The sequence below is a fragment of the Longicatena caecimuris genome (genome assembly GCF_018406465.1).
Taxonomy (GTDB): domain Bacteria; phylum Bacillota_I; class Bacilli_A; order Erysipelotrichales; family Erysipelotrichaceae; genus Longicatena; species Longicatena caecimuris.
In genome coordinates, this window is the sequence record NZ_AP024510.1 from 1,894,398 (window position 1) to 1,912,932 (window position 18,535).

The window sequence follows — 18,535 nt, forward strand, 5'->3', positions numbered from 1 at the left end:
TTATTTTCCCTCCATGATTGCTTCTATTTCGTTATATGTCTTATATGGATCTTCACTCTTGGTGATACTGCGGCCTACGACGATATAGTCACAGCCTTCTTCTTTGGCAAACTGTGGAGTAGCCACACGTTTTTGATCATCCTTAGAATCAGAGCTTAAACGAATGCCTGGGGTTACCGTTAAAAAGTCAGCCCCGCATGCTTCATGAATGGCTCGTGCTTCATGCACGGAACAAACCACACCGTCTAAGCCGCTTTCCTTTGCCAATTTAGCATAGGAAATAACGACATCCTTCACATCTCCGGGAATCAACAATTCTTCATTCATAGCTTCCTGTGAAGTGCTGGTTAACTGTGTGACTGCGATACACAAAGGACGTTTGCCATTGACAGCTCCTTCGTTTAAGCCTTCCATGGCTGCCTTCATCATCGCACTGCCACCGGCCGCATGCAAGTTTACCACATCCACATCCAGCTTTGCCAGATTCTTCATTCCGTTTTTTACCGTGTTTGGAATATCGTGCAATTTCAAATCAAGAAAGATTTTATGCCCTCTTGCCTTGATTTCACGAATCATTTCAAAACCAAACGCATAGGTCAATTCCATTCCAACCTTTACATATATAGGTTTATCAAACTTATCAAGAAAATTCATCACATCTTCTTTTTTTGAAAAATCCAATGCTACCATCGTTCTGCTCATTACTTAAAACTCCTTCCTACAGCTTCTTGTAAACTGTTTACCCCATAGGTTTCAAGAACCTTTGGCAACTCTTCAATTATTTTAACACAACAGTAAGGATCAATAAAGTTCTGCATGCCAACTTCAACAGCACTTGCTCCTGCATATAAGAATTCTAAGACATCTTCTGCTCTGGTAATACCCCCAACTCCGATGATCGGGATGTTAACAGCCTGGGCTACCTGATACACCATACGAATGGCTACCGGTTTGATAGCAGGTCCACTTAAGCCTCCGGTAACATTCGCCAAGATTGGTTTTCCGGTATGCAAATCTAAGCGCATGCCCATCATCGTATTGATCATGACCAAGCCATCGGCTCCCGCTTCTTCTACCGCTTTCGCAATCTCGACAATGTTGGTAACATTCGGAGATAATTTCACGTAGACCGGCTTATTCGCTGCTGCTTTGGCCATTTTGGTTACTTTGGCAGCCAGTTCAGGTGTTGTGCCTAAACCGATACCGCCATGTTTAACATTCGGGCAACTGATATTTAATTCATAAGCTTTAACAACCTGTGAAGCATTCAGTTTCTCAATGACCTCAACGTATTCTTCTTCACTGGCACCTGCTACATTGGCAATGATTTCCGTATCAAACTGTGCTAACCATGGCAGTTCTTTTTCCATGATAACATCGACACCGGGATTTTGTAAACCAATGGCATTTAACATGCCACTTGGTGTTTCCGCAACACGTGGTGTCGGATTGCCAAAACGTTTCTGTGGGGTAGCACTCTTTATCGCAATGCCTCCCAGTATGCTTAAATCATATAATTCCGCAAATTCACGGCCAAAGCCAAAGCAGCCGCTCGCTGGAATAATCGGATTCTTCAGGTTTAATCCTGGCAGTTTTACATGTAGATCCATTAGAATTCCACCTTTCCGATTGGGAATACCGGTCCTTCCTTACAAATGCGATGATAAAGATCAGCTTCTTGTTTATCCTTTGCCACACAAGCCATGCATGCCCCAATACCACATGCCATACGACTTTCAAAAGACATATATCCTTTTTGATAAGCAGCTTCTATCGCCTTTAACATCGGACGCGGACCGCAGCTATAAGTAAAATCACAAGTAATGGCATGGGCCTGAATGGCATCCATGACCGTTCCTTTTACACCATAAGAGCCATCCATCGTAGCTACGACGACATGACAGCCTAAGGCTTTAAATTCCTGTTCATAGAAGACGCTGTCCTTATCATTAAATCCTAAGACAACATGTACTTCCTTGCGTAACACACGATATTGTTTCGCTAATTCATACAGCGGCGGCACACCAACGCCACCTCCAATCAATAAGACTTCATTGCGATTTTCATGAATCGGATAGCTGCTGCCTAAAGGTCCGAAGACATCAATGATATGATGCGCATGTTTCTTAGCTAAGGCTAAAGTGCCATCGCCAACGACCTTATAAACGATGACAAAGCCATCCGCCTCAATGCTAGAGATACTGATGGGACGACGCAGCATATAGCCATCAATCTTGATATTCACAAATTGTCCGGGTTTCATATCCTTTGCCATACCTGCCGCAATTTTCATGCGGTAGGTATCTTTGGCAATTTTTTCATTACTTTGGATAATTCCTTTTTCTTCCTGCATCTTAATCCTCCAATTCATTCATAGAAATGGTTGTAAAGGTCTGTGCCTCCAGTACACGCAGAATAGCATTTGCCGTATCCAGTGACGTGAAACAGCTGATGTTGTTTTCAGCAGCGGCACGACGAATTTCAAAGCCATCCTGATTAGCGGTCTTGGAAATGCTCATTGTGTTGATGACATAATTGATACGTCCTTTACGAATGACATCTACCACATTCTCGCCTTCTGCTTCATTTACTTTATTTACGGTACGTACATAAATACCGTTTTCTTTTAATAGATTTGCTGTACCCTTGGTCGCATAGATACCATAGCCGATGTTTGAGAAACGCTTCGCTATCTTTAAGCCTTCCTGCTTATCCGCATCCGCAACCGTCAATAAGACATTGCCATGCAAAGGAATCTTCACTCCACTTGCCAAAAGCGCTTTATATAAAGCTTTTTCTAATGTATCATCACCGCCTAAGGCTTCTCCGGTTGATTTCATTTCTGGACCTAAGGTTGTATCAACACTACGCAGTTTTGCGAAAGAGAAGACTGGTGCTTTGACAAAGACACGTTCACCTTCTGGATGTACGCCTTCTTCATAGCCCTGTTCTTTTAAGGAATGGCCAAGTACACAGCGGGTTGCCACATAACTCATTGGTACACCGGTAATCTTAGATAAGAATGGTACGGTACGAGAAGAACGTGGATTTACTTCCAGCACATACACTTTCTCATCTCTATCGACAATGAACTGAATATTGTATAAGCCGATGAAGTGGAAACCTTTTCCGATACGGATGGCATACTCAATGATCGTATCCTTCACCTGCTGAGAAGCTGTTGGTGCTGGATAAACGGAGATTGAGTCACCGGAATGGACACCGGCACGCTCGATATGTTCCATGATACCTGGAATATACACATGCTCACCATCACAGATAGCATCAATTTCCATCTCTTTACCAACGATATATTTATCTACTAAGATTGGGGCATCATGACTGATTTCTTTTACCGCAGTTGCCATGTATACCTTTAAGTCATCATCGTTATGCACGATTTCCATGGCACGGCCTCCTAGTACATAGCTTGGACGCACTAATACCGGATATCCGATTTTATTTGCGATCACCAAGGCTTCTTCTACCGTTACCGCCGTTTCTCCCATTGGTTGTGGAATTTCTAGCTTATGCAGCATTTCTTCAAATTCATGGCGATCTTCGGCACGGTCGATATTTTCTAAAGAAGTACCTAAGATCTTCACCCCGCGTTCTACCAGCTTATCGGCTAAGTTGATAGCGGTCTGTCCACCGAACTGCACAATGACACCTAATGGCTGTTCCAGATCGATGATGTGCATAACATCTTCAATCGTCAATGGTTCAAAATATAATTTATCGGAAATGGAGTAATCTGTCGATACTGTTTCCGGATTGTTGTTAATAACGATGGCTTCATAGCCACATTCACGCAAGGTCTTTACACAATGTACGGTCGCATAGTCAAATTCGACACCCTGTCCGATGCGGATAGGACCACTTCCTAGCACGATGATCTTCTTATTATTGCTGGAGATACTTTCGTTTTCATGCTCATACGTAGAATATAAGTATGGGGTATGGGATATATACTCTCCGGCACAGGTATCCACATTCTTATATACCGGAATGATCTGATGCTGTTTGCGCAGTTCATATACTTCACGCTCGCTCATCTCCCATTTTCTGGCGATATAGCTATCCGCAAAGCCCATTTTCTTCGCATGTCGTAAGACTTCTAAATCCCCTTTATGGGCAGCGATGACTTCTTCATAGGCAACGATATTTTTGAAACGATTTAAGAAATAGCGATCCATCTTCGTTACGTTAAAGATATCCTCTACACTGGCACCTCTTCTTAATAAAGCGGTAATCACATAGATACGTTCATCATCACTGCGTTCTAACTTCTTCCACAACTCTTCTTCACTTAAGGCATTGACATCCTTTTGTTCCAGATGATCGGTCTTCATTTCAAGAGAGCGAATGGCTTTTAAGATAGCTTCATCAAAGGTACGTCCAATGGACATGACCTCTCCGGTTGCCTTCATCTGCGTACCTAAGCTACGATCCCCTTTCGGGAATTTGTCAAAGGCAAAGCGTGGGAATTTCGCAACAACATAGTCGATGCATGGTTCTACACAGGCATAGCTTGTCTGCGTAACCGGATTGATGATTTCATCCAGCGTCAGACCAACCGCAACCTTCGCAGCTAGTTTGGCAATTGGATAACCGGTTGCCTTACTTGCTAAGGCACTGGAACGTGAAACACGCGGATTGACCTCGATCACATAGTATTTAAAGGAATTTGGATCTAAAGCCAACTGGACGTTACAACCACCGCAAATCTTTAAGGCACGAATGATCTTTAAAGCAGATGCACGCATGATGCCACATTCACGATCGGTTAAGGTCTGCGTCGGTGCTACAACGATAGAATCTCCGGTATGAATACCAACCGGATCCACATTTTCCATGTTGCAGACAACAATCGCATTATCTGCATTATCACGCATAACTTCGTATTCGATTTCTTTATAGCCCGCAATGCTTTGTTCAATCAGACACTGATGTACCGGAGAAATCTTTAAACCATTGTCACAAATCGTACGTAGTTCGGCTTCACTATGCGCAAAACCACCACCGGTACCACCTAAGGTAAAGGCTGGACGTACAACAACCGGATAACCGTTTATATTTGCGAAGTCAACGGCTTCTTCAATCGTATGCACAATGACACTTTCCGGTACCGGTTCACCGATTTCATACATCAGTTCACGGAATTTATCACGGTCTTCGGCTTTTTCAATAGCATCCAATGCCGTACCTAAAACTTCCACATGGTATTCATCTAAGATGCCGCTTTCTGCCAATTCAACGACCAGATTCAAGCCGGTCTGTCCACCTAAGCTGCCCAAAATAGCATCCGGACGTTCTTTATAGATGATACGGCTGGCAAATTCCAGTGTTAATGGTTCAATGTAAACACGATCCGCAATGACTGAATCGGTCATGATCGTTGCAGGGTTAGAGTTAATCAAAACGACTTCATAGCCTTCCTCACGCAAAGAGGTACAAGCCTGTGTGCCGGCATAATCAAATTCTGCCGCCTGTCCGATGACGATTGGTCCAGAACCAATCACCATGATTTTCTTAATATCTGTTCTCTTTGGCATTCTATTCAGCACTCCTTTCCTGCATCATCTTGCAGAAATCATCAAATATATAATTGCAGTCATCTGCTCCTGGAGCAGCCTCTGGTTCAAAGGAGAAAGACAGCAATGGATAAGTTTCATGTTCACAACCTTCAATCGAATTATCATTTAATGCCTTATAAGTCACAATCAAGCCGGTTCCGATAAGGGAATCTTCGGCAATCTCATAGCCATGGTTTTGCGCCGTAAACTCAATTTTATTTTTCTTTAAGTTACGTACCGGTGAACTATTGCCATGATGGCCAACCTTCATCTTAACGACTTTTGCGCCACATGCACAGGCGATCACTTCATGACCTAAACCAATGCCCAACATTGGCAGCTTGCCTAATAAAGCTTTGCAGGTTGCAATCGTTTCCGGAATATCTTCCGGTGCCCCAGGGCCACCGCTGAAGACTACACCATCCGGATGGATTGCTAAGATATCCTCAGCACTCATATTGTAAGGCACAACAACCAAGTCACAGCCACGCATGTTAAATTCACGGATGACCGCAAACTTCGTTCCGATATCCACCATGACAACCTTTGCGCCACGTGATGGAATCGGGAATGGTTTTTGCGTAGATACCTGCTGTACTCCATCATGAGGCAATTCGCTGTTTTTCAGCATGGCAACAACTTCTTCCACATTTGCATCTTCATCTGCCATGATTGCCTTTAAAGTACCATGATCTCTAATCTTACGCGTAATTTCACGAGTATCAATATCGGCAATGCCCGGGATACCTTTTAATTTCATGAAGGCATCTAGTGTCATATCACTGCGAAAGTTACTAGGTTGTTCACAGTATTCTTTTACAACAAAGCCAAATACCATAGGGGAAATACTTTCAAAATCATCGCGGTTGATGCCGCAGTTGCCCATTGCCGGATACGTCATCATAACGATTTGTCCATAATACGATAAATCAGAAATGATTTCCTGATAACCGCTCATACCGGTCTGAAAGATCAATTCTCCCATACGATAATTGTCAGCGCCAAAAGCAATTCCTTCATACACACTGCCATCTTCTAAAATCAAGCGTCTTTTTTTCATGCGAATTCCTCCTTCTTGTGTTCATACACACAGGTTCCATTGCAGAAGGTCTGGATGACCCAGCCTGCTGCCTCTACACCATCAAATGGTGTGTTCTTACCTTTCGAATAAAACTTGTCTTTGTCCACCTTGTGATAGCTTTCCAAATCTACAAGGATGAAATCAGCGTCATAGCCTACGGCTAATTTACCTTTGCGCTTTAAGCGGAAACGTTTTGCCACAGCTTCACTCATCCAATACACGAGCTGTCCTAAGGTAAAGCGTTTTTCTTCTTTCACAAATTTCGTATATAGTAAGGGGAAGGCGGTTTCTAAGGCAACAATGCCAAAGGGTGCCTCTTCCATACCTTTTTGTTTTTCTGCTTCTGCATGAGGGGCATGATCGTTCGCAATAAAATCAATCGTGCCATCCAGCAAGCCTTGGATCAGTGCTTGGCGATCTTCTTCGCTGCGCAGCGGTGGATTCATCTTATGGTTAGGACCTTCAACATCCATCTCATTTAGCAACAAGTGATGTGCGGTTACCTCACCACTGCAATCCACACCAAGCGCTTTATATTCTTTTAAATAGGCAACACTTTCCTTCGCACTCATATGACACACATGATAGCGACAACCAATAGCTTTCGCTAAGTCTAAATCACGTTTCATCTGCGCATACTCGCAAGCACTGGGAATACCTAATAGATGCAATTCTTGATTGCGAATGCCTTCATGCATACAAGCCTTTGGTCTGCGATAGCGCATATCTTCCGTATGTGCCACGATCATACCATCTACTTCCTTGCATGCCTGCATCGCTTGTTTCATCATTTCCGCTGTTGCCACACCAACACCATCATCAGAGAAAGCATGAATGCCCATGGCACTCAGTCCTTTCATATCTACGACTTCCTTGCTGGCTTCCCCTTTTGTGATACAAGCATATGGCAGTACATGAACAAGTGCATCCTGTTTGATTTTTGCTAAGTAGGCAGTCATCGTATCAACATTATCCGGATAAGGGATGACATTGGGCATCGCCATGATCGTTGTAAAACCACCATGGGCAGCTGCCTTGGTGCCGCTTTGAATCGTTTCCTTATGCGTATAACCCGGTTCTCGCAAATGCACATGTGCATCGATCAAACCTGGCAATACCGCATGTCCTGCGGCATCAATCACTTCCGCCTCAGTATCATCAATATGTTCTGCTATCTGTTTGATCCCGGTTTCATCAAAAAGCATTTCTGCTTTCTTTAACTCGTTATCCAACAGCAAATAGCCATTTTTTACCAGTTTCATATGCTTCCTCCTAGCGATCAAATGGTGCATAGCCTAACGCGCGTTTCACAACCGCTTTACGTACCAGCACACCATTGCTCATCTGCTGAAAGATGCGGCTGTTTTTAGCTTCTACCAAGTCACTGTCAATTTCCACACCGCGATTGACCGGTGCAGGATGCATGATAATCGCATTTGGCTTCATCATGGCCGCTCTTTCCTTTGTCAAACCATAGTTTTGCAAGTATTCTTCCTTGCACATCTTCATGGTTTCTTGATGGCGTTCATGCTGGATGCGCAGCATCATGACAACATCTGCCCATTGCACAGCTTCCTCGATATCTTTATAAGAAGCATCAGTTTCTACCCATTCTTTAGGTCCGCTGAAGCATACCTCTCCACCTAGCAGATCCATAGCTTCCTTGATACTGTTTGCGACACGAGAATGTTTTACATCACCAATCACGGCAACCTTAATGCCTTCAAAGGTGTGAAATTCTTGATAGATCGTTAATAGATCCAATAAGCATTGGGTTGGATGATTCCCACAGCCATCTCCTGCATTCAAGATTGGAATTTGAATATTTTCCAATTCTTTAAAGTATTCATCCTGACTATGGCGAATAACAAGCGCATCATAGCCAATGCTTTCAAATGTCTTTACGGTATCGTATAAGGATTCTCCTTTTTCAACGCTGCTTCCCTGTGCGGTGAAGTTTTCCACGCTTGCTCCTAATTGATGCTGTGCTGATGCAAATGAGAAGTGCGTTCGTGTGCTTGGTTCAAAAAAAAGATTAGCAATCAACGTACGACGAGGAAATTGCCAATCTGATTGGGAACACGAAAACGCTTCAGCATCATGGAGAATATCAAAAATCTCTTCTTTTGTTAAATCGCAGATTCTTAACAAACTGTTTTTGTTCATAACCTAACCTCCATGGCTTTAAAAAAAGCCCTTTTGCATACAAAAGGACCTTACATCACTATCTCCAGTTATCTTTCCTTCATAACCTCTCTGGATTATTTTAAAGGACCTTTTTCTATTGATAATTTTACCATATATCATCAAGATTACAAGAATTTTTTTATGAAATTCATACGCACATTAGCTCATCTTATTTCTACACTGCATTTTAAGCTTTCTGAATCACTTCCTTTTTTGATGCGTAACTTCTTAACGATACGGATATCGCATGCCCTACCATTTCTTTCTATTATTTTTGAATGTCTTTTTATAACACAGATAGATCCTTTCCTATATGGTCTATTAAGAAACGTTCTTCCATTCCTTTACTATCTTTTATTATATAGCATTTCTGTTTCATCATTTGCCAGTATCTTGTACTTTTTTTCTTGATTGGCAATAAATTGCTCACTATAGCGGAAAAATTCATAAAAACGTGATGTAAGCTCCACATCTCGCGTCAATAAGCGATGGGCATATTCTTGTCTTATTATATCATCATGAAATTGAAATAAAAAATCATACATGAAGAAATAAGCATGCAACTCTTTTTTAGCACAAAGGCCACTCGTACTTAACAATGCCGTATAAGATAATAAAGCATCTACACATTGTTCGACACTTTGGTTTAGTGCCTGTAAATGTTTTTTGGCCTGGTTACTGCGAATATATGGATTTCTATCCCAAAAAGGCGCATGCTGCAACTGCTCTAACTGCTTTTTTAAATCATTGACATAAAGCTTCAGCTTAGCTCCTTCTATATAAATCTTTCGCTGTATGGATGAATCCATCATGCTAACACCCGCTTTAAGATTGCTTCAACCATCGTAGCATTGCGATAATGCAGTGGATATTTTTTTACAACATCTTTTTGACGATGTAGAAAACGTAAAGATACGCTTGGCATTTCATCCTGCAAATCAATTTTCATCCATAATTGCAATTCGTCATATGGATAACACATTTCACCTTGAATAAACTTCTTCCGTTTCCAATGCATATGAGTTCTTGTTTCTCTGTCCTCCCAAAGTTGAAACTGCTCTATTACTTCTGGCAATAAAGGTATCTTCACGAATTCTTTTGGATATTTTTGAAATTGCTGAATCATCATGGTCCGCAATCGTTCATTTTGTTTCTGTCGCACTTCCTGTTGTTTAGCCTCTTTACGATTTACTATATCCAAGATACGCTGAGCATTTTGTGCATTACCATCTAAATAACGTTGATGAATATACATCAGATCTTTCGCATCATTTAATGCATTATGATCAACAGCCCCCTGAATATCATAGATCAGCTTCATATCATCCAAAGATAAGCTTGGAGAAATAATCTTATTTTGAAATTTTACGGTTGCGGATATTTCTTTTTGTAAATCTTGAATACGATCAAACAGTGCACCATCAATATGATGAATAGCACAATTTTTCATTAATGTTCTGGGATCATCCGGCCCACAGCTGTATAACTGAATATCGGCTAACTCACCAAAGCGTTGCAACCATGATAAAAAATGCTCTGTGACCACTTCCAAGGGCTCAGCAGCTAAAATTTCTTTATCTTTTAAATGCGTCATCTTTTTTACAACAGGTGTCAAATGGCGAAAATATCTTGGCCGTACTAATGTGTAAAACGTATCTAACATCTGTTTTTGTCGACAAGCCACAGCACCAAAACTGATGACCGCCTGTTCAAAGCGTTTCTGATAGCGCACTGCATCAAATTCTGCATCAATATATACTTGAATCATCTTGTTACCTCACTGTTCTTATTATAGTAAGATTTGAAATAGAAAGCAATAAAGGGCTCCCTTTTTCAGCAATTTGCCTGCGTATATGTGAAATATGCTGGCAATTCATGGTAAAATAGAAATAGTTTTAAGAAAAAGGAGCACTGGTTATGTTTACACATAAGAAAATAGACTTACATTTACACTTTGATGGTTCTTTACCCTTAGCATATGCGTATACTTTGGCAAAGCAACACCCATCCTTACAAAAACTAGATGAAAAAGCCTTTCAAAAACGGATGCAGGTAGATGCTGATTGTCATTCCCTGTACGATTATTTAGCACGTTTTGATACACCGCTAGCTTTATTACAGACACCGGAAGCGTTATACTTTGGCATGTGTGCGTGCATCGAAAACTTAGCTAATCAAGGTCTTATCTATGCTGAAATCCGCTTTGCTCCACAACAGCATACGCGAGGTGGTTTATCACAACAGCGTGTAGTTGAAATCTTATTGCAGGCACGAAAAGATTGTGCCTTGCGCTTTTCGCAACTTAAAGTAAATTTCATTTTATGTATGATGGTACTTGGTGAAGAATCGCTAACACATCAGGCGAATGTAGAAACTGTGCATTTATGTCACCGCTATCTTAAGGATGGCGTCGTTGCCCTTGATTTAGCCGGTGCAGAAGGGTTAGCCCCGATGATAGATTTCAAACAATTATTTGCTTTGGCACGCTCTTATCAAATTCCCTTGACCATTCATGCTGGTGAAAGTTATGGTCCAGAAAACATTGAAACCGCCATTGCCTTTGGAGCATCAAGGATTGGGCATGGGACAAGTGCCTTGCAAGATGAAGAAGTCATGGCTTTATTAAGAGATCAACAAATACCGCTAGAAGTCTGTATTACCAGTAATGTACAATGTGAAGTCACAGCATCGTATGAGGCACATCCTATTCATCAATATCTCTCCTATGGCATTCCTATCACAATCAATACCGATAATATGACCATTTCACATACCGACCTAGATAAAGAATATGCTTATCTGATAAAGTACCAAAATTTTCAGGAAGAAGATTTAGCTGCCTGTCTGTCAACTTCGCTGCAAGCTGCCTTTTTAAGTGAACATGAAAAGAATGAATTGCGTAACCTTTTGCAAAAGGAGTCTTTGTGATGCTAAAAGAATATATCTTTTTGGCATGGTTTACTTGCCTTTTCATTCTTATCCTTTTAAAAGCTGTTATGCTACTAGAAACAAAGCATTCGTAACGCACAACGATTAGTATACTCTTGAAAAGATAAAAGGTGGAGTTAGCGGCTATGCGAAAACGCTAAAATAAGAAGATCGTACCTATTGTATTCTGAAAAGAACCCTTTTCGTTTGGTTATCCAAACGTTAGGGTTCACTTCCTTACTTAAGATACTATCTTCATTTTTTCTTATCTTTTTGTTCACTGTTTATGAATATATGGATTTTCGGCACAGTACACAAAATGGCGCATATCCATATGGTAATACTGCTTAACGATAACGCCAGTTTTTATCATGCCGTTACGTTCTGCAACCTTGATAGATGCCGCATTATTATCGCGAATGATAGAAAAGACCCAAGGGGCATGAAATTTGGTAAACGCATATTCCTTCACTGCTTTCGCTGCTTCAATCGCATACCCTTGATGCCAATATGCTCGCTGTAGCAGATAGCCGATTTCAAGTAGCTTTCGACCATCGATTTCTTGTATTGTTAAACCACACTGTCCTATGAAATTACCATCATGTTTCCTAATCAACGCCCATAAACCGAAACCATCTTCATCATAACGAGCTAACTGGCGCTGTAGCCACGCTTCCACTTCTTCATCACTAAATGCATGCGCATAAGCATACATGGCGACTTCATCCTGCAATGTTTTCTTTAAATTATCCATATCATCGTAACACAACTTACGAAATACTAAGCGATTTGTTTCTAAGATGTTATCCATGAGACAATACGACCGTAATCAAATGCGGATGATTATGAATGCGCAAAGGGAACTTACTATTTCCCAATCCACGGCTGACAACTAACACACTGTCTTTTCCATGATACAATCCATCACAATAAGTAGGTTTCCATCCTTGATGAGGAGAAAATAATCCCTGTCGATGACCGATTCCTATTTGACCGCCATGGGCATGACCACTAAAAATCAAATGATAGCCACAAGCTTCATACCAAGGAAAATATTCCGGACGATGACTTAATAAAATCGTAAAATCATCTTTAACCGCTTTGCGCAGTTCAACCAAAGTTCGTGCAAATTGCGAAGAACTATCCTCATAAAAATATGGGTCTTTCACACCTACGATAGCCATTGTATCGTCATCCTTTGATAAATAAGCTATGCGATTATCCAAAATCTTAACGCCTTGTTTTCGCAAATATGCAACCAGTGTTAAATAAATAGGACTATTCGCCTCATGATTTCCCGGTACATAATACACAGGAGCCATACGTACAATTTCCTGAATGAGGGCTTTCATAGGTCTAAGGTTTGTTTCCTTGCTTCTTGCTCCATCAATTAAATCACCGGTAATTACAATGATATCTGCATGTGCAAACTGTATTTCTTTTAACAGTTTTTTCTGGTAATGTCCAAAGCTGGTATTATGCAAATCAGAGATATGCAATATGCGACAGCCATGAAACGCATTCGGTACCTTTTTATTCTGATACACAAAGGTTTCACAATCTAAGGTATGATTTTCATGATAGCTCCACCAAATGCCCCCTGTACACATTGCCCCTGCTAAAAAGGCCTTTGTTTTATTTTTCATATGTTTCACCTCACATAGGATTTCTATGTAAAATTATACCACCTTTTTCTGTCTTTTCCTATTCTTTTCCTTAATAGCTATGCTATAATACTTACACGAATAAGCATAGAAAAGTAAAGGGAGATTTTCATGAAAGAAACGCATATCGGAATCATTGGTTCCTGTGTCTGTGATGTCATCCTGACATTACCTAAACTTCCCACAACAGCACAAGATGTACATCTGTATACCCAAACGATGCGATTAGGTGGTTGTGCATACAACGCTGCGCAAGTGTTACAAGTACTCCAACAACCCTATGTATTGTTTTCGCCTGTGGGCAAAGGAATTTATGGAGATTATGTACGTACTCATCTGCATGATAACCATATGCATTCCATAATCGAAGATGTTGAAGACGAAAACGGCTGTTGTTATTGCTTAGTTGAGGATAGTGGTGAACGTACCTTTTTATCCTTACATGGCTGTGAATATCGCTTTCAGAAAGCTTGGTTCACAAGACTGAATGCCTATACCTTTGACAGTGTATATATTTGCGGTTTAGAAATAGAGGAAGATAGTGGTCGTTATATTTTAGAATGGCTCCAACAACACCCTGAAGTGACTATCTATTTTGCCCCTGGGCCACGAATTTGTAAAATACCGTCAGAGCGCATGCAGGCATTGTTACGCATGCATGCCATACTTCATATCAATGAAGAAGAAGCACTATCCTATACCCATTCAACGAGCATTCAACAAGCTGCCACAATGCTTTATGCCCAAAGTCATGCACCAATCATCATTACATTAGGAGCGAATGGTGTTTATTTCTATGATGGCATGCAAGCATTCACCATTCCTTCCCCAAGTGTACAAGTAACAGATACGATTGGAGCCGGTGATACCCATATAGGAGCTTTGCTTGCCCTAAGACACATGAAAAAGGATTGGCCAACTGCCCTTTTCTATGCCAATCAGCTAGCTGCAAAAGTTGTTTCACATGTAGGTGCTGACTTACGTAAAGAAGATGTAATAGACTTATTCCCTCACATAAAATCTTTACGTAATTGTTGGAAACCATGATAATGTAAATACCACCAGATACTGCCACATGCAATAAAACATAAACCCAAAAATAAATAAAGCGCGTCATGTGAGGATGAAACATTACCGCTTTTTTTCTGCAAATGGAAATAAATATTCTGAATCTGCTTATGATTTTTCGAAGTCATCGTGAAACGCAGACCTTCCTCATTCTCCTTATATAAATGCTCATCTAAAACGGCTAAACGATAATTACCTAAAAAAAGATGTTCCGCCATAAACATCCCCTCTTGATTCGTTTCCCCCTGACAGCAACGCTGGTTCTGTTCATCTAACACTTGTAAAGACATTTTTGCAATGGCTTTTCCCTTTTCATCCTGTAACCATATCCGCACACTCCCTTCCATATGCGCATTACGTATTGTATCTACAACAAGTGTCTTATCCTGCTGCAACGAAATCGCTAGTGGTTTTTCCATCATCTCATAGCCATAAGGGCTGCTTTCTTGACTCAGCACATAATCTCCTGCCGGCAATTCTGTAATTTTCCATTCTCCTTTGGCATTGGTGATAACAGCATCTTTCATAACGGCACCATATTGATATAAAGTGAAACTTGCCCCCTGTACAGGGTGTCCCTTTTCATCTAACACTTTACCTTCAACACAATATCCTTCCTCTTTTGCGGTAACCGCTGTTACCATCAAGAAGACACTCACCAATACTGACCCAATCCACTTGAATAATCTCATATGCTCACCTCATGACAGTGTATGAATCAAAGCAATGAAAAAAAACCTTTTTCATCTAAAAACATCCTTTGTTTCCTCTCTTCATGTCGATGCTTCTAGGCAATCATTGAGATGAATATGCACATGTTACATATAGTATAAGGAAAGGAGATGAAAGAATGGCTACACAATATGTAATTAAACGAGGTGACCTCGGTATCGGTGTGAACAAACTGCAGGCATATCTGAATATGATGCAACAACGGAATCTAATTTCTACCGTGAATAAACAAGATGGTGTCTTTGGCCCATTAACAGAAACAGCCGTACGGGAATGGCAACGTTATGCCGGCTTACCAATTGATGGTGTTATTAATTATAATACCTGGAATTCTCTTGTCGATAAGCTTCGTGAATTAGGTGTCGTCACCAATATTCCGGTTGCCAATCGTGGTTTTTATTTATCCAGCGGTCAACAAGGACTTTCCGTATTTAAAATGCAAGAATACCTCAATGAAATTGCAGCCACCAATAAATGTCTGCGTCCGATTCCGGTAGATGGCATCTATGGACCAAGAACCGTCGCTGCTGTACAGCAATATCAGTATTTATATGATTTAAATGTCGATGGTGTCATCGGTAGCATGACCTGGGATAGCATCATCAATGAGCGTAATAAGCTCTAACCTTTACAAACGTATAAAAAAAGAAGACATCCCCTTGCAAAGATATCTTCCATAAGTTTATGAATATCGCACAGGACGATCAAACTCAAGTACATCGTCCTCTACATAATGCTCAATTGCTGCAGTTTGATTCTTCTGAAACATATCCGGTAAGCGACGCTTTTGTAGGATATAGTTCAATAAACCAATCAAAGCAGCATTTATAAGTGACATTAAAAAATTCAATTTTAAAACAAGGATAAAGATTAAAAGGATAATAACAACTAAACCAGCAGTAATTAACAACAAACGTTTACTGATGAAGTTATATGTATCTTCCAAAAAATCCGTGTAACGCTCAATAAACTCAAGCATTTCTTCCGGTATCGTATAAGGAATCATATCCAAAAAACGCGGACGTTTTTTCTTAGGATTTTCATAGCATTCCTTAATTTTCAGCATGCGCATGGCACAAAAGCGTGCAGCATTTTTATTTTCCTGCTGTTCATACTTCAATCCTTCCATATACATAAGCTTCATATATTCTTCACTTGTTAACTCATTTTCGGTATGCGTCAACAATTCTTTTAATCGTGCATCTAATCCGGCATCTACATGCTCATCCATAATTTTAAAATCCTGATAGATTTCATTCAACACCGTTTCAAATTGAAAATCTACAGATTCCGCCGTTACTTCCTTTGTTTCTACGGCTTCTAAGGTTTCTTTTTGTTCCATGATATTCCTACTTTCTATTCTGTTAGTAATTATAGCATACCCTTTTCTGTTTGCGAAAGGATTTCATGAATTCTTTTCCTTCTGTTTTCATCTATGTTATACTAAGGATGCAACATGAAAGAAGATGATCTCATGAATACCGTAGGATTAATGATTCCGACAAAAGAACATGAACATCGCCGCGTTTTACGTCCATGCGACATCGCATCTATGAAACACAAGGAACAACTGTATCTCTGCCATGGCTATGGAGAGATATGCGGATTTTCAGATGAGGATTATCGAGCTAGTGGCGCTCATATAGATGATCCTAAAGAAGTGATGAGAAAGCAAATCATCTGCGACCCAAAAATCGGAGATGCCAGCTATCTACAGGATCTGGCAGATGGCACGATTTTGTTTGGCTGGGTACATCCTGCCGAAACCAAAGAACGCGCAGAATTGCTGATGCGTAAAAAAATGAATGCCTTTGCCTGGGAAAACATGTATGAGGAAGGTCGTGCTGTTTTCTATAAAAACAGTGAATTGGCTGGCAAGGCTGCTGTTTTACATGCTTTTCAATTATACGGAACACTTCCTCAAGGGAAGAAAGTAGCAATCTTAGGAAATGGCAACACAGCAAAAGGAGCTATGCAAATATTGTATCAGCTAGGTGCTTATGTGGATGTTTATCCACGTAAGGCTGAACAAGCATTTCTTCATCATTTTCAGGAATATGATGTTATCATAAATTGTATTTTATGGGATGTTGAACGAAGTGATCACATTTTGTATCTCAGTGATCTAAAAAAGATGAAACCACATGCGATGATCATTGATGTTAGCTGCGATGCACATTGTGCCATTGAATCTTCTCAACCAACAACCTTTACCCATCCGGTGTATGAGATTGATGGGATATTGCATTATGCTGTTGATCATACACCTAGCTTGTTTCATCGAAGCTTCTTAGAGGATTGCGGACCGATCTGTGCACATTATCTGGATATCCTGATTGCAGATGGCAATGACCCTGTTTTACAAGAAGCAAACATTCTGAAAGATGGTGTCTTTACCAATAACGACATCTTTGTTTATCTGCAGATGCTCGAAAATAACAACATCTTGTTTAAAAACAAGATGGCTGAAAACGATTGATTGCCAGCTAGTTTTGACATCATCCTTTGCTTAATAGCGGTAACATATACCAAATTGAATAAGATGATTAAGAAACCAGTGATAACTGATGATATACCAGCTTAAGAAAAAAGCTGTAATACTAGTGGAAAATGAAAAGGGTATCCAAAATCTTTAGGGGTCTGAAATTTAGGGGCAACTTTAGGGGTCTAGACTTTAGGGGGTTATTTCAAATGAGAAATAGGTGAATCTGCCTGTTTCTTTATTTATAATATTTCATGGTTATGCTCTCTGTTAAAAGGAGGTAACTCATGGATTATTCTTATATTTTTAAATTGCTGAGCCTACCTGATGATGGCTCTATCAGTATTGATAATGTTGAAGTTGCTGGCGATACGAAATATGTCTATATTTCAAGACCGCCTATACCCACTTACTGCCCTAACTGCTCATGCAGGATGCTTCTAAAGGCATCTATAAGAGAAAAATCAAACACCCTATTTTACAGGATTCTACCTGCATTATCTTTATCGTTAGCCAGAGAAAGTGGAAATGCACTAACTGTAAGACTTATGTCAATGAATCTTATCCTTTCTTCAAGCCATATAAACAATCTACTGATATTACACCTATGCTCATCCTAGAAGCTATGAAGGATCTCAGCCGTTCCTCTGCATCTATTGCCAGGCAGTTTCATCTTTCAGATACGAAGATTCATGATATTTTCACTGCTTTCGTTGACTTGCCACGATTGAAACTTCCTGAATTTCTTTCTGTTGACGAAGTTCATATTGATATCTCTGAAAATAAGAAATATGCCAAAGCCTCAGGAAGAAATACA

General features: G+C 40.4%; 17 protein-coding genes and 1 pseudogene. 5 read left to right on the forward strand and 13 right to left on the reverse strand.

Features of this window, described 5'->3' with window-relative positions; all coding sequences use genetic code 11:
• From pyrF to KJS44_RS08950, 9 genes are all read right to left on the reverse strand, one after another.
• Window positions 1-702 carry an orotidine-5'-phosphate decarboxylase gene (pyrF, locus tag KJS44_RS08910; RefSeq protein WP_008687803.1) on the reverse strand — a complete coding sequence of 234 codons (702 nt, stop codon included), beginning with the start codon at window positions 700-702 and terminating at the stop codon, window positions 1-3.
• Window positions 702-1,610 (reverse strand): dihydroorotate dehydrogenase, encoded by a 909-nt coding sequence (locus KJS44_RS08915; RefSeq protein WP_008687797.1) that lies wholly within the window; start codon window positions 1,608-1,610, stop codon window positions 702-704. The genes pyrF and KJS44_RS08915 overlap by 1 nt, the downstream gene beginning before the upstream one ends.
• Window positions 1,610-2,353, reverse strand: coding sequence for a dihydroorotate dehydrogenase electron transfer subunit (locus KJS44_RS08920; protein ID WP_008687796.1), 744 nt, complete (start codon window positions 2,351-2,353; stop codon window positions 1,610-1,612). Before KJS44_RS08920 ends, KJS44_RS08915 begins: the two co-directional genes overlap by 1 nt.
• A gap of 1 nt (window position 2,354) precedes the next feature.
• Window positions 2,355-5,555, reverse strand: a complete 3,201-nt coding sequence (gene carB / locus KJS44_RS08925) for a carbamoyl-phosphate synthase large subunit (protein ID WP_008687795.1) — start codon at window positions 5,553-5,555, stop codon at window positions 2,355-2,357.
• 1 nt (window position 5,556) lies between these two features.
• Window positions 5,557-6,636: a glutamine-hydrolyzing carbamoyl-phosphate synthase small subunit gene (gene carA / locus KJS44_RS08930; protein ID WP_008687794.1), complete on the reverse strand. Its 1,080-nt coding sequence runs from the start codon at window positions 6,634-6,636 to the stop codon at window positions 5,557-5,559.
• Window positions 6,633-7,919, reverse strand: a complete 1,287-nt coding sequence (locus tag KJS44_RS08935) for a dihydroorotase (protein WP_008687793.1) — start codon at window positions 7,917-7,919, stop codon at window positions 6,633-6,635. Before KJS44_RS08935 ends, carA begins: the two co-directional genes overlap by 4 nt.
• Window positions 7,920-7,929: 10 nt before the next feature.
• Window positions 7,930-8,823, reverse strand: a complete 894-nt coding sequence (locus KJS44_RS08940) for an aspartate carbamoyltransferase catalytic subunit (protein WP_008687792.1) — start codon at window positions 8,821-8,823, stop codon at window positions 7,930-7,932.
• Between the two features lie 368 nt (window positions 8,824-9,191).
• Complete coding sequence (locus tag KJS44_RS08945; protein WP_017144673.1) at window positions 9,192-9,656, reverse strand: hypothetical protein; 465 nt, start codon at window positions 9,654-9,656, stop codon at window positions 9,192-9,194.
• On the reverse strand, window positions 9,653-10,612 hold the full coding sequence (locus KJS44_RS08950) for an exonuclease domain-containing protein (RefSeq protein WP_008687785.1): 960 nt from the start codon (window positions 10,610-10,612) through the stop codon (window positions 9,653-9,655). Before KJS44_RS08950 ends, KJS44_RS08945 begins: the two co-directional genes overlap by 4 nt.
• Before the next feature lie 149 nt (window positions 10,613-10,761).
• On the opposite strand from KJS44_RS08950, the gene add reads away from it, so the two are divergent.
• Window positions 10,762-11,772: an adenosine deaminase gene (add, locus tag KJS44_RS08955; RefSeq protein WP_008687784.1), complete on the forward strand. Its 1,011-nt coding sequence runs from the start codon at window positions 10,762-10,764 to the stop codon at window positions 11,770-11,772.
• Window positions 11,773-12,049: 277 nt separating this feature from the next.
• Here the strand turns inward: add and KJS44_RS08960 are convergent, their stop codons facing one another.
• Window positions 12,050-12,583, reverse strand: coding sequence for a GNAT family N-acetyltransferase (locus KJS44_RS08960; protein WP_008687783.1), 534 nt, complete (start codon window positions 12,581-12,583; stop codon window positions 12,050-12,052).
• The gene (locus tag KJS44_RS08965) at window positions 12,576-13,418 is read right to left on the reverse strand and encodes a metallophosphoesterase (RefSeq protein WP_008687782.1); all 843 of its coding nucleotides are present in this window, start codon (window positions 13,416-13,418) and stop codon (window positions 12,576-12,578) included. Before KJS44_RS08965 ends, KJS44_RS08960 begins: the two co-directional genes overlap by 8 nt.
• A gap of 129 nt (window positions 13,419-13,547) precedes the next feature.
• Here KJS44_RS08965 and KJS44_RS08970 point away from each other — a divergent pair, with 129 nt between their 5' ends.
• Window positions 13,548-14,483: a PfkB family carbohydrate kinase gene (locus KJS44_RS08970; protein WP_008687781.1), complete on the forward strand. Its 936-nt coding sequence runs from the start codon at window positions 13,548-13,550 to the stop codon at window positions 14,481-14,483.
• Here the strand turns inward: KJS44_RS08970 and KJS44_RS08975 are convergent.
• Window positions 14,447-15,196 (reverse strand): MSCRAMM family protein, encoded by a 750-nt coding sequence (locus KJS44_RS08975; RefSeq protein WP_008687780.1) that lies wholly within the window; start codon window positions 15,194-15,196, stop codon window positions 14,447-14,449. The two genes, KJS44_RS08970 and KJS44_RS08975, sit on opposite strands and share 37 nt — an antisense overlap.
• Window positions 15,197-15,354: 158 nt before the next feature.
• On the opposite strand from KJS44_RS08975, the gene KJS44_RS08980 reads away from it, so the two are divergent.
• Window positions 15,355-15,861, forward strand: a complete 507-nt coding sequence (locus KJS44_RS08980) for a peptidoglycan-binding domain-containing protein (protein ID WP_008687779.1) — start codon at window positions 15,355-15,357, stop codon at window positions 15,859-15,861.
• A gap of 57 nt (window positions 15,862-15,918) precedes the next feature.
• Here KJS44_RS08980 and KJS44_RS08985 read toward each other — a convergent pair whose 3' ends face one another.
• Window positions 15,919-16,578 (reverse strand): hypothetical protein, encoded by a 660-nt coding sequence (locus tag KJS44_RS08985; RefSeq protein WP_008687778.1) that lies wholly within the window; start codon window positions 16,576-16,578, stop codon window positions 15,919-15,921.
• A gap of 114 nt (window positions 16,579-16,692) precedes the next feature.
• Between KJS44_RS08985 and KJS44_RS08990 the strand changes: the two genes are divergently transcribed.
• Window positions 16,693-17,715 carry a N(5)-(carboxyethyl)ornithine synthase gene (locus KJS44_RS08990; protein WP_008687777.1) on the forward strand — a complete coding sequence of 341 codons (1,023 nt, stop codon included), beginning with the start codon at window positions 16,693-16,695 and terminating at the stop codon, window positions 17,713-17,715.
• A gap of 290 nt (window positions 17,716-18,005) precedes the next feature.
• Window positions 18,006-18,514, forward strand: a pseudogene (locus KJS44_RS08995) (ISL3 family transposase); the annotation flags it as partial.
• Window positions 18,515-18,535 lie beyond the last annotated feature (21 nt).

Coding starts and splice junctions, on each gene's coding strand:
- KJS44_RS08940 (WP_008687792.1), bottom strand. CDS start 8,823: ATGAACAAAAACAGTTTGTTAAGAATCTGCGATTTAACAAAAGAAGAG.
- carB (WP_008687795.1), bottom strand. CDS start 5,555: ATGCCAAAGAGAACAGATATTAAGAAAATCATGGTGATTGGTTCTGGA.
- KJS44_RS08980 (WP_008687779.1), top strand. CDS start 15,355: ATGGCTACACAATATGTAATTAAACGAGGTGACCTCGGTATCGGTGTG.
- KJS44_RS08960 (WP_008687783.1), bottom strand. CDS start 12,583: ATGGATAACATCTTAGAAACAAATCGCTTAGTATTTCGTAAGTTGTGT.
- carA (WP_008687794.1), bottom strand. CDS start 6,636: ATGAAAAAAAGACGCTTGATTTTAGAAGATGGCAGTGTGTATGAAGGA.
- KJS44_RS08915 (WP_008687797.1), bottom strand. CDS start 1,610: ATGGATCTACATGTAAAACTGCCAGGATTAAACCTGAAGAATCCGATT.
- KJS44_RS08975 (WP_008687780.1), bottom strand. CDS start 15,196: ATGAGATTATTCAAGTGGATTGGGTCAGTATTGGTGAGTGTCTTCTTG.
- KJS44_RS08970 (WP_008687781.1), top strand. CDS start 13,548: ATGAAAGAAACGCATATCGGAATCATTGGTTCCTGTGTCTGTGATGTC.
- KJS44_RS08945 (WP_017144673.1), bottom strand. CDS start 9,656: ATGATGGATTCATCCATACAGCGAAAGATTTATATAGAAGGAGCTAAG.
- KJS44_RS08920 (WP_008687796.1), bottom strand. CDS start 2,353: ATGCAGGAAGAAAAAGGAATTATCCAAAGTAATGAAAAAATTGCCAAA.
- KJS44_RS08965 (WP_008687782.1), bottom strand. CDS start 13,418: ATGAAAAATAAAACAAAGGCCTTTTTAGCAGGGGCAATGTGTACAGGG.
- KJS44_RS08985 (WP_008687778.1), bottom strand. CDS start 16,578: ATGGAACAAAAAGAAACCTTAGAAGCCGTAGAAACAAAGGAAGTAACG.
- KJS44_RS08990 (WP_008687777.1), top strand. CDS start 16,693: ATGAAAGAAGATGATCTCATGAATACCGTAGGATTAATGATTCCGACA.
- KJS44_RS08950 (WP_008687785.1), bottom strand. CDS start 10,612: ATGATTCAAGTATATATTGATGCAGAATTTGATGCAGTGCGCTATCAG.
- add (WP_008687784.1), top strand. CDS start 10,762: ATGTTTACACATAAGAAAATAGACTTACATTTACACTTTGATGGTTCT.
- pyrF (WP_008687803.1), bottom strand. CDS start 702: ATGAGCAGAACGATGGTAGCATTGGATTTTTCAAAAAAAGAAGATGTG.
- KJS44_RS08935 (WP_008687793.1), bottom strand. CDS start 7,919: ATGAAACTGGTAAAAAATGGCTATTTGCTGTTGGATAACGAGTTAAAG.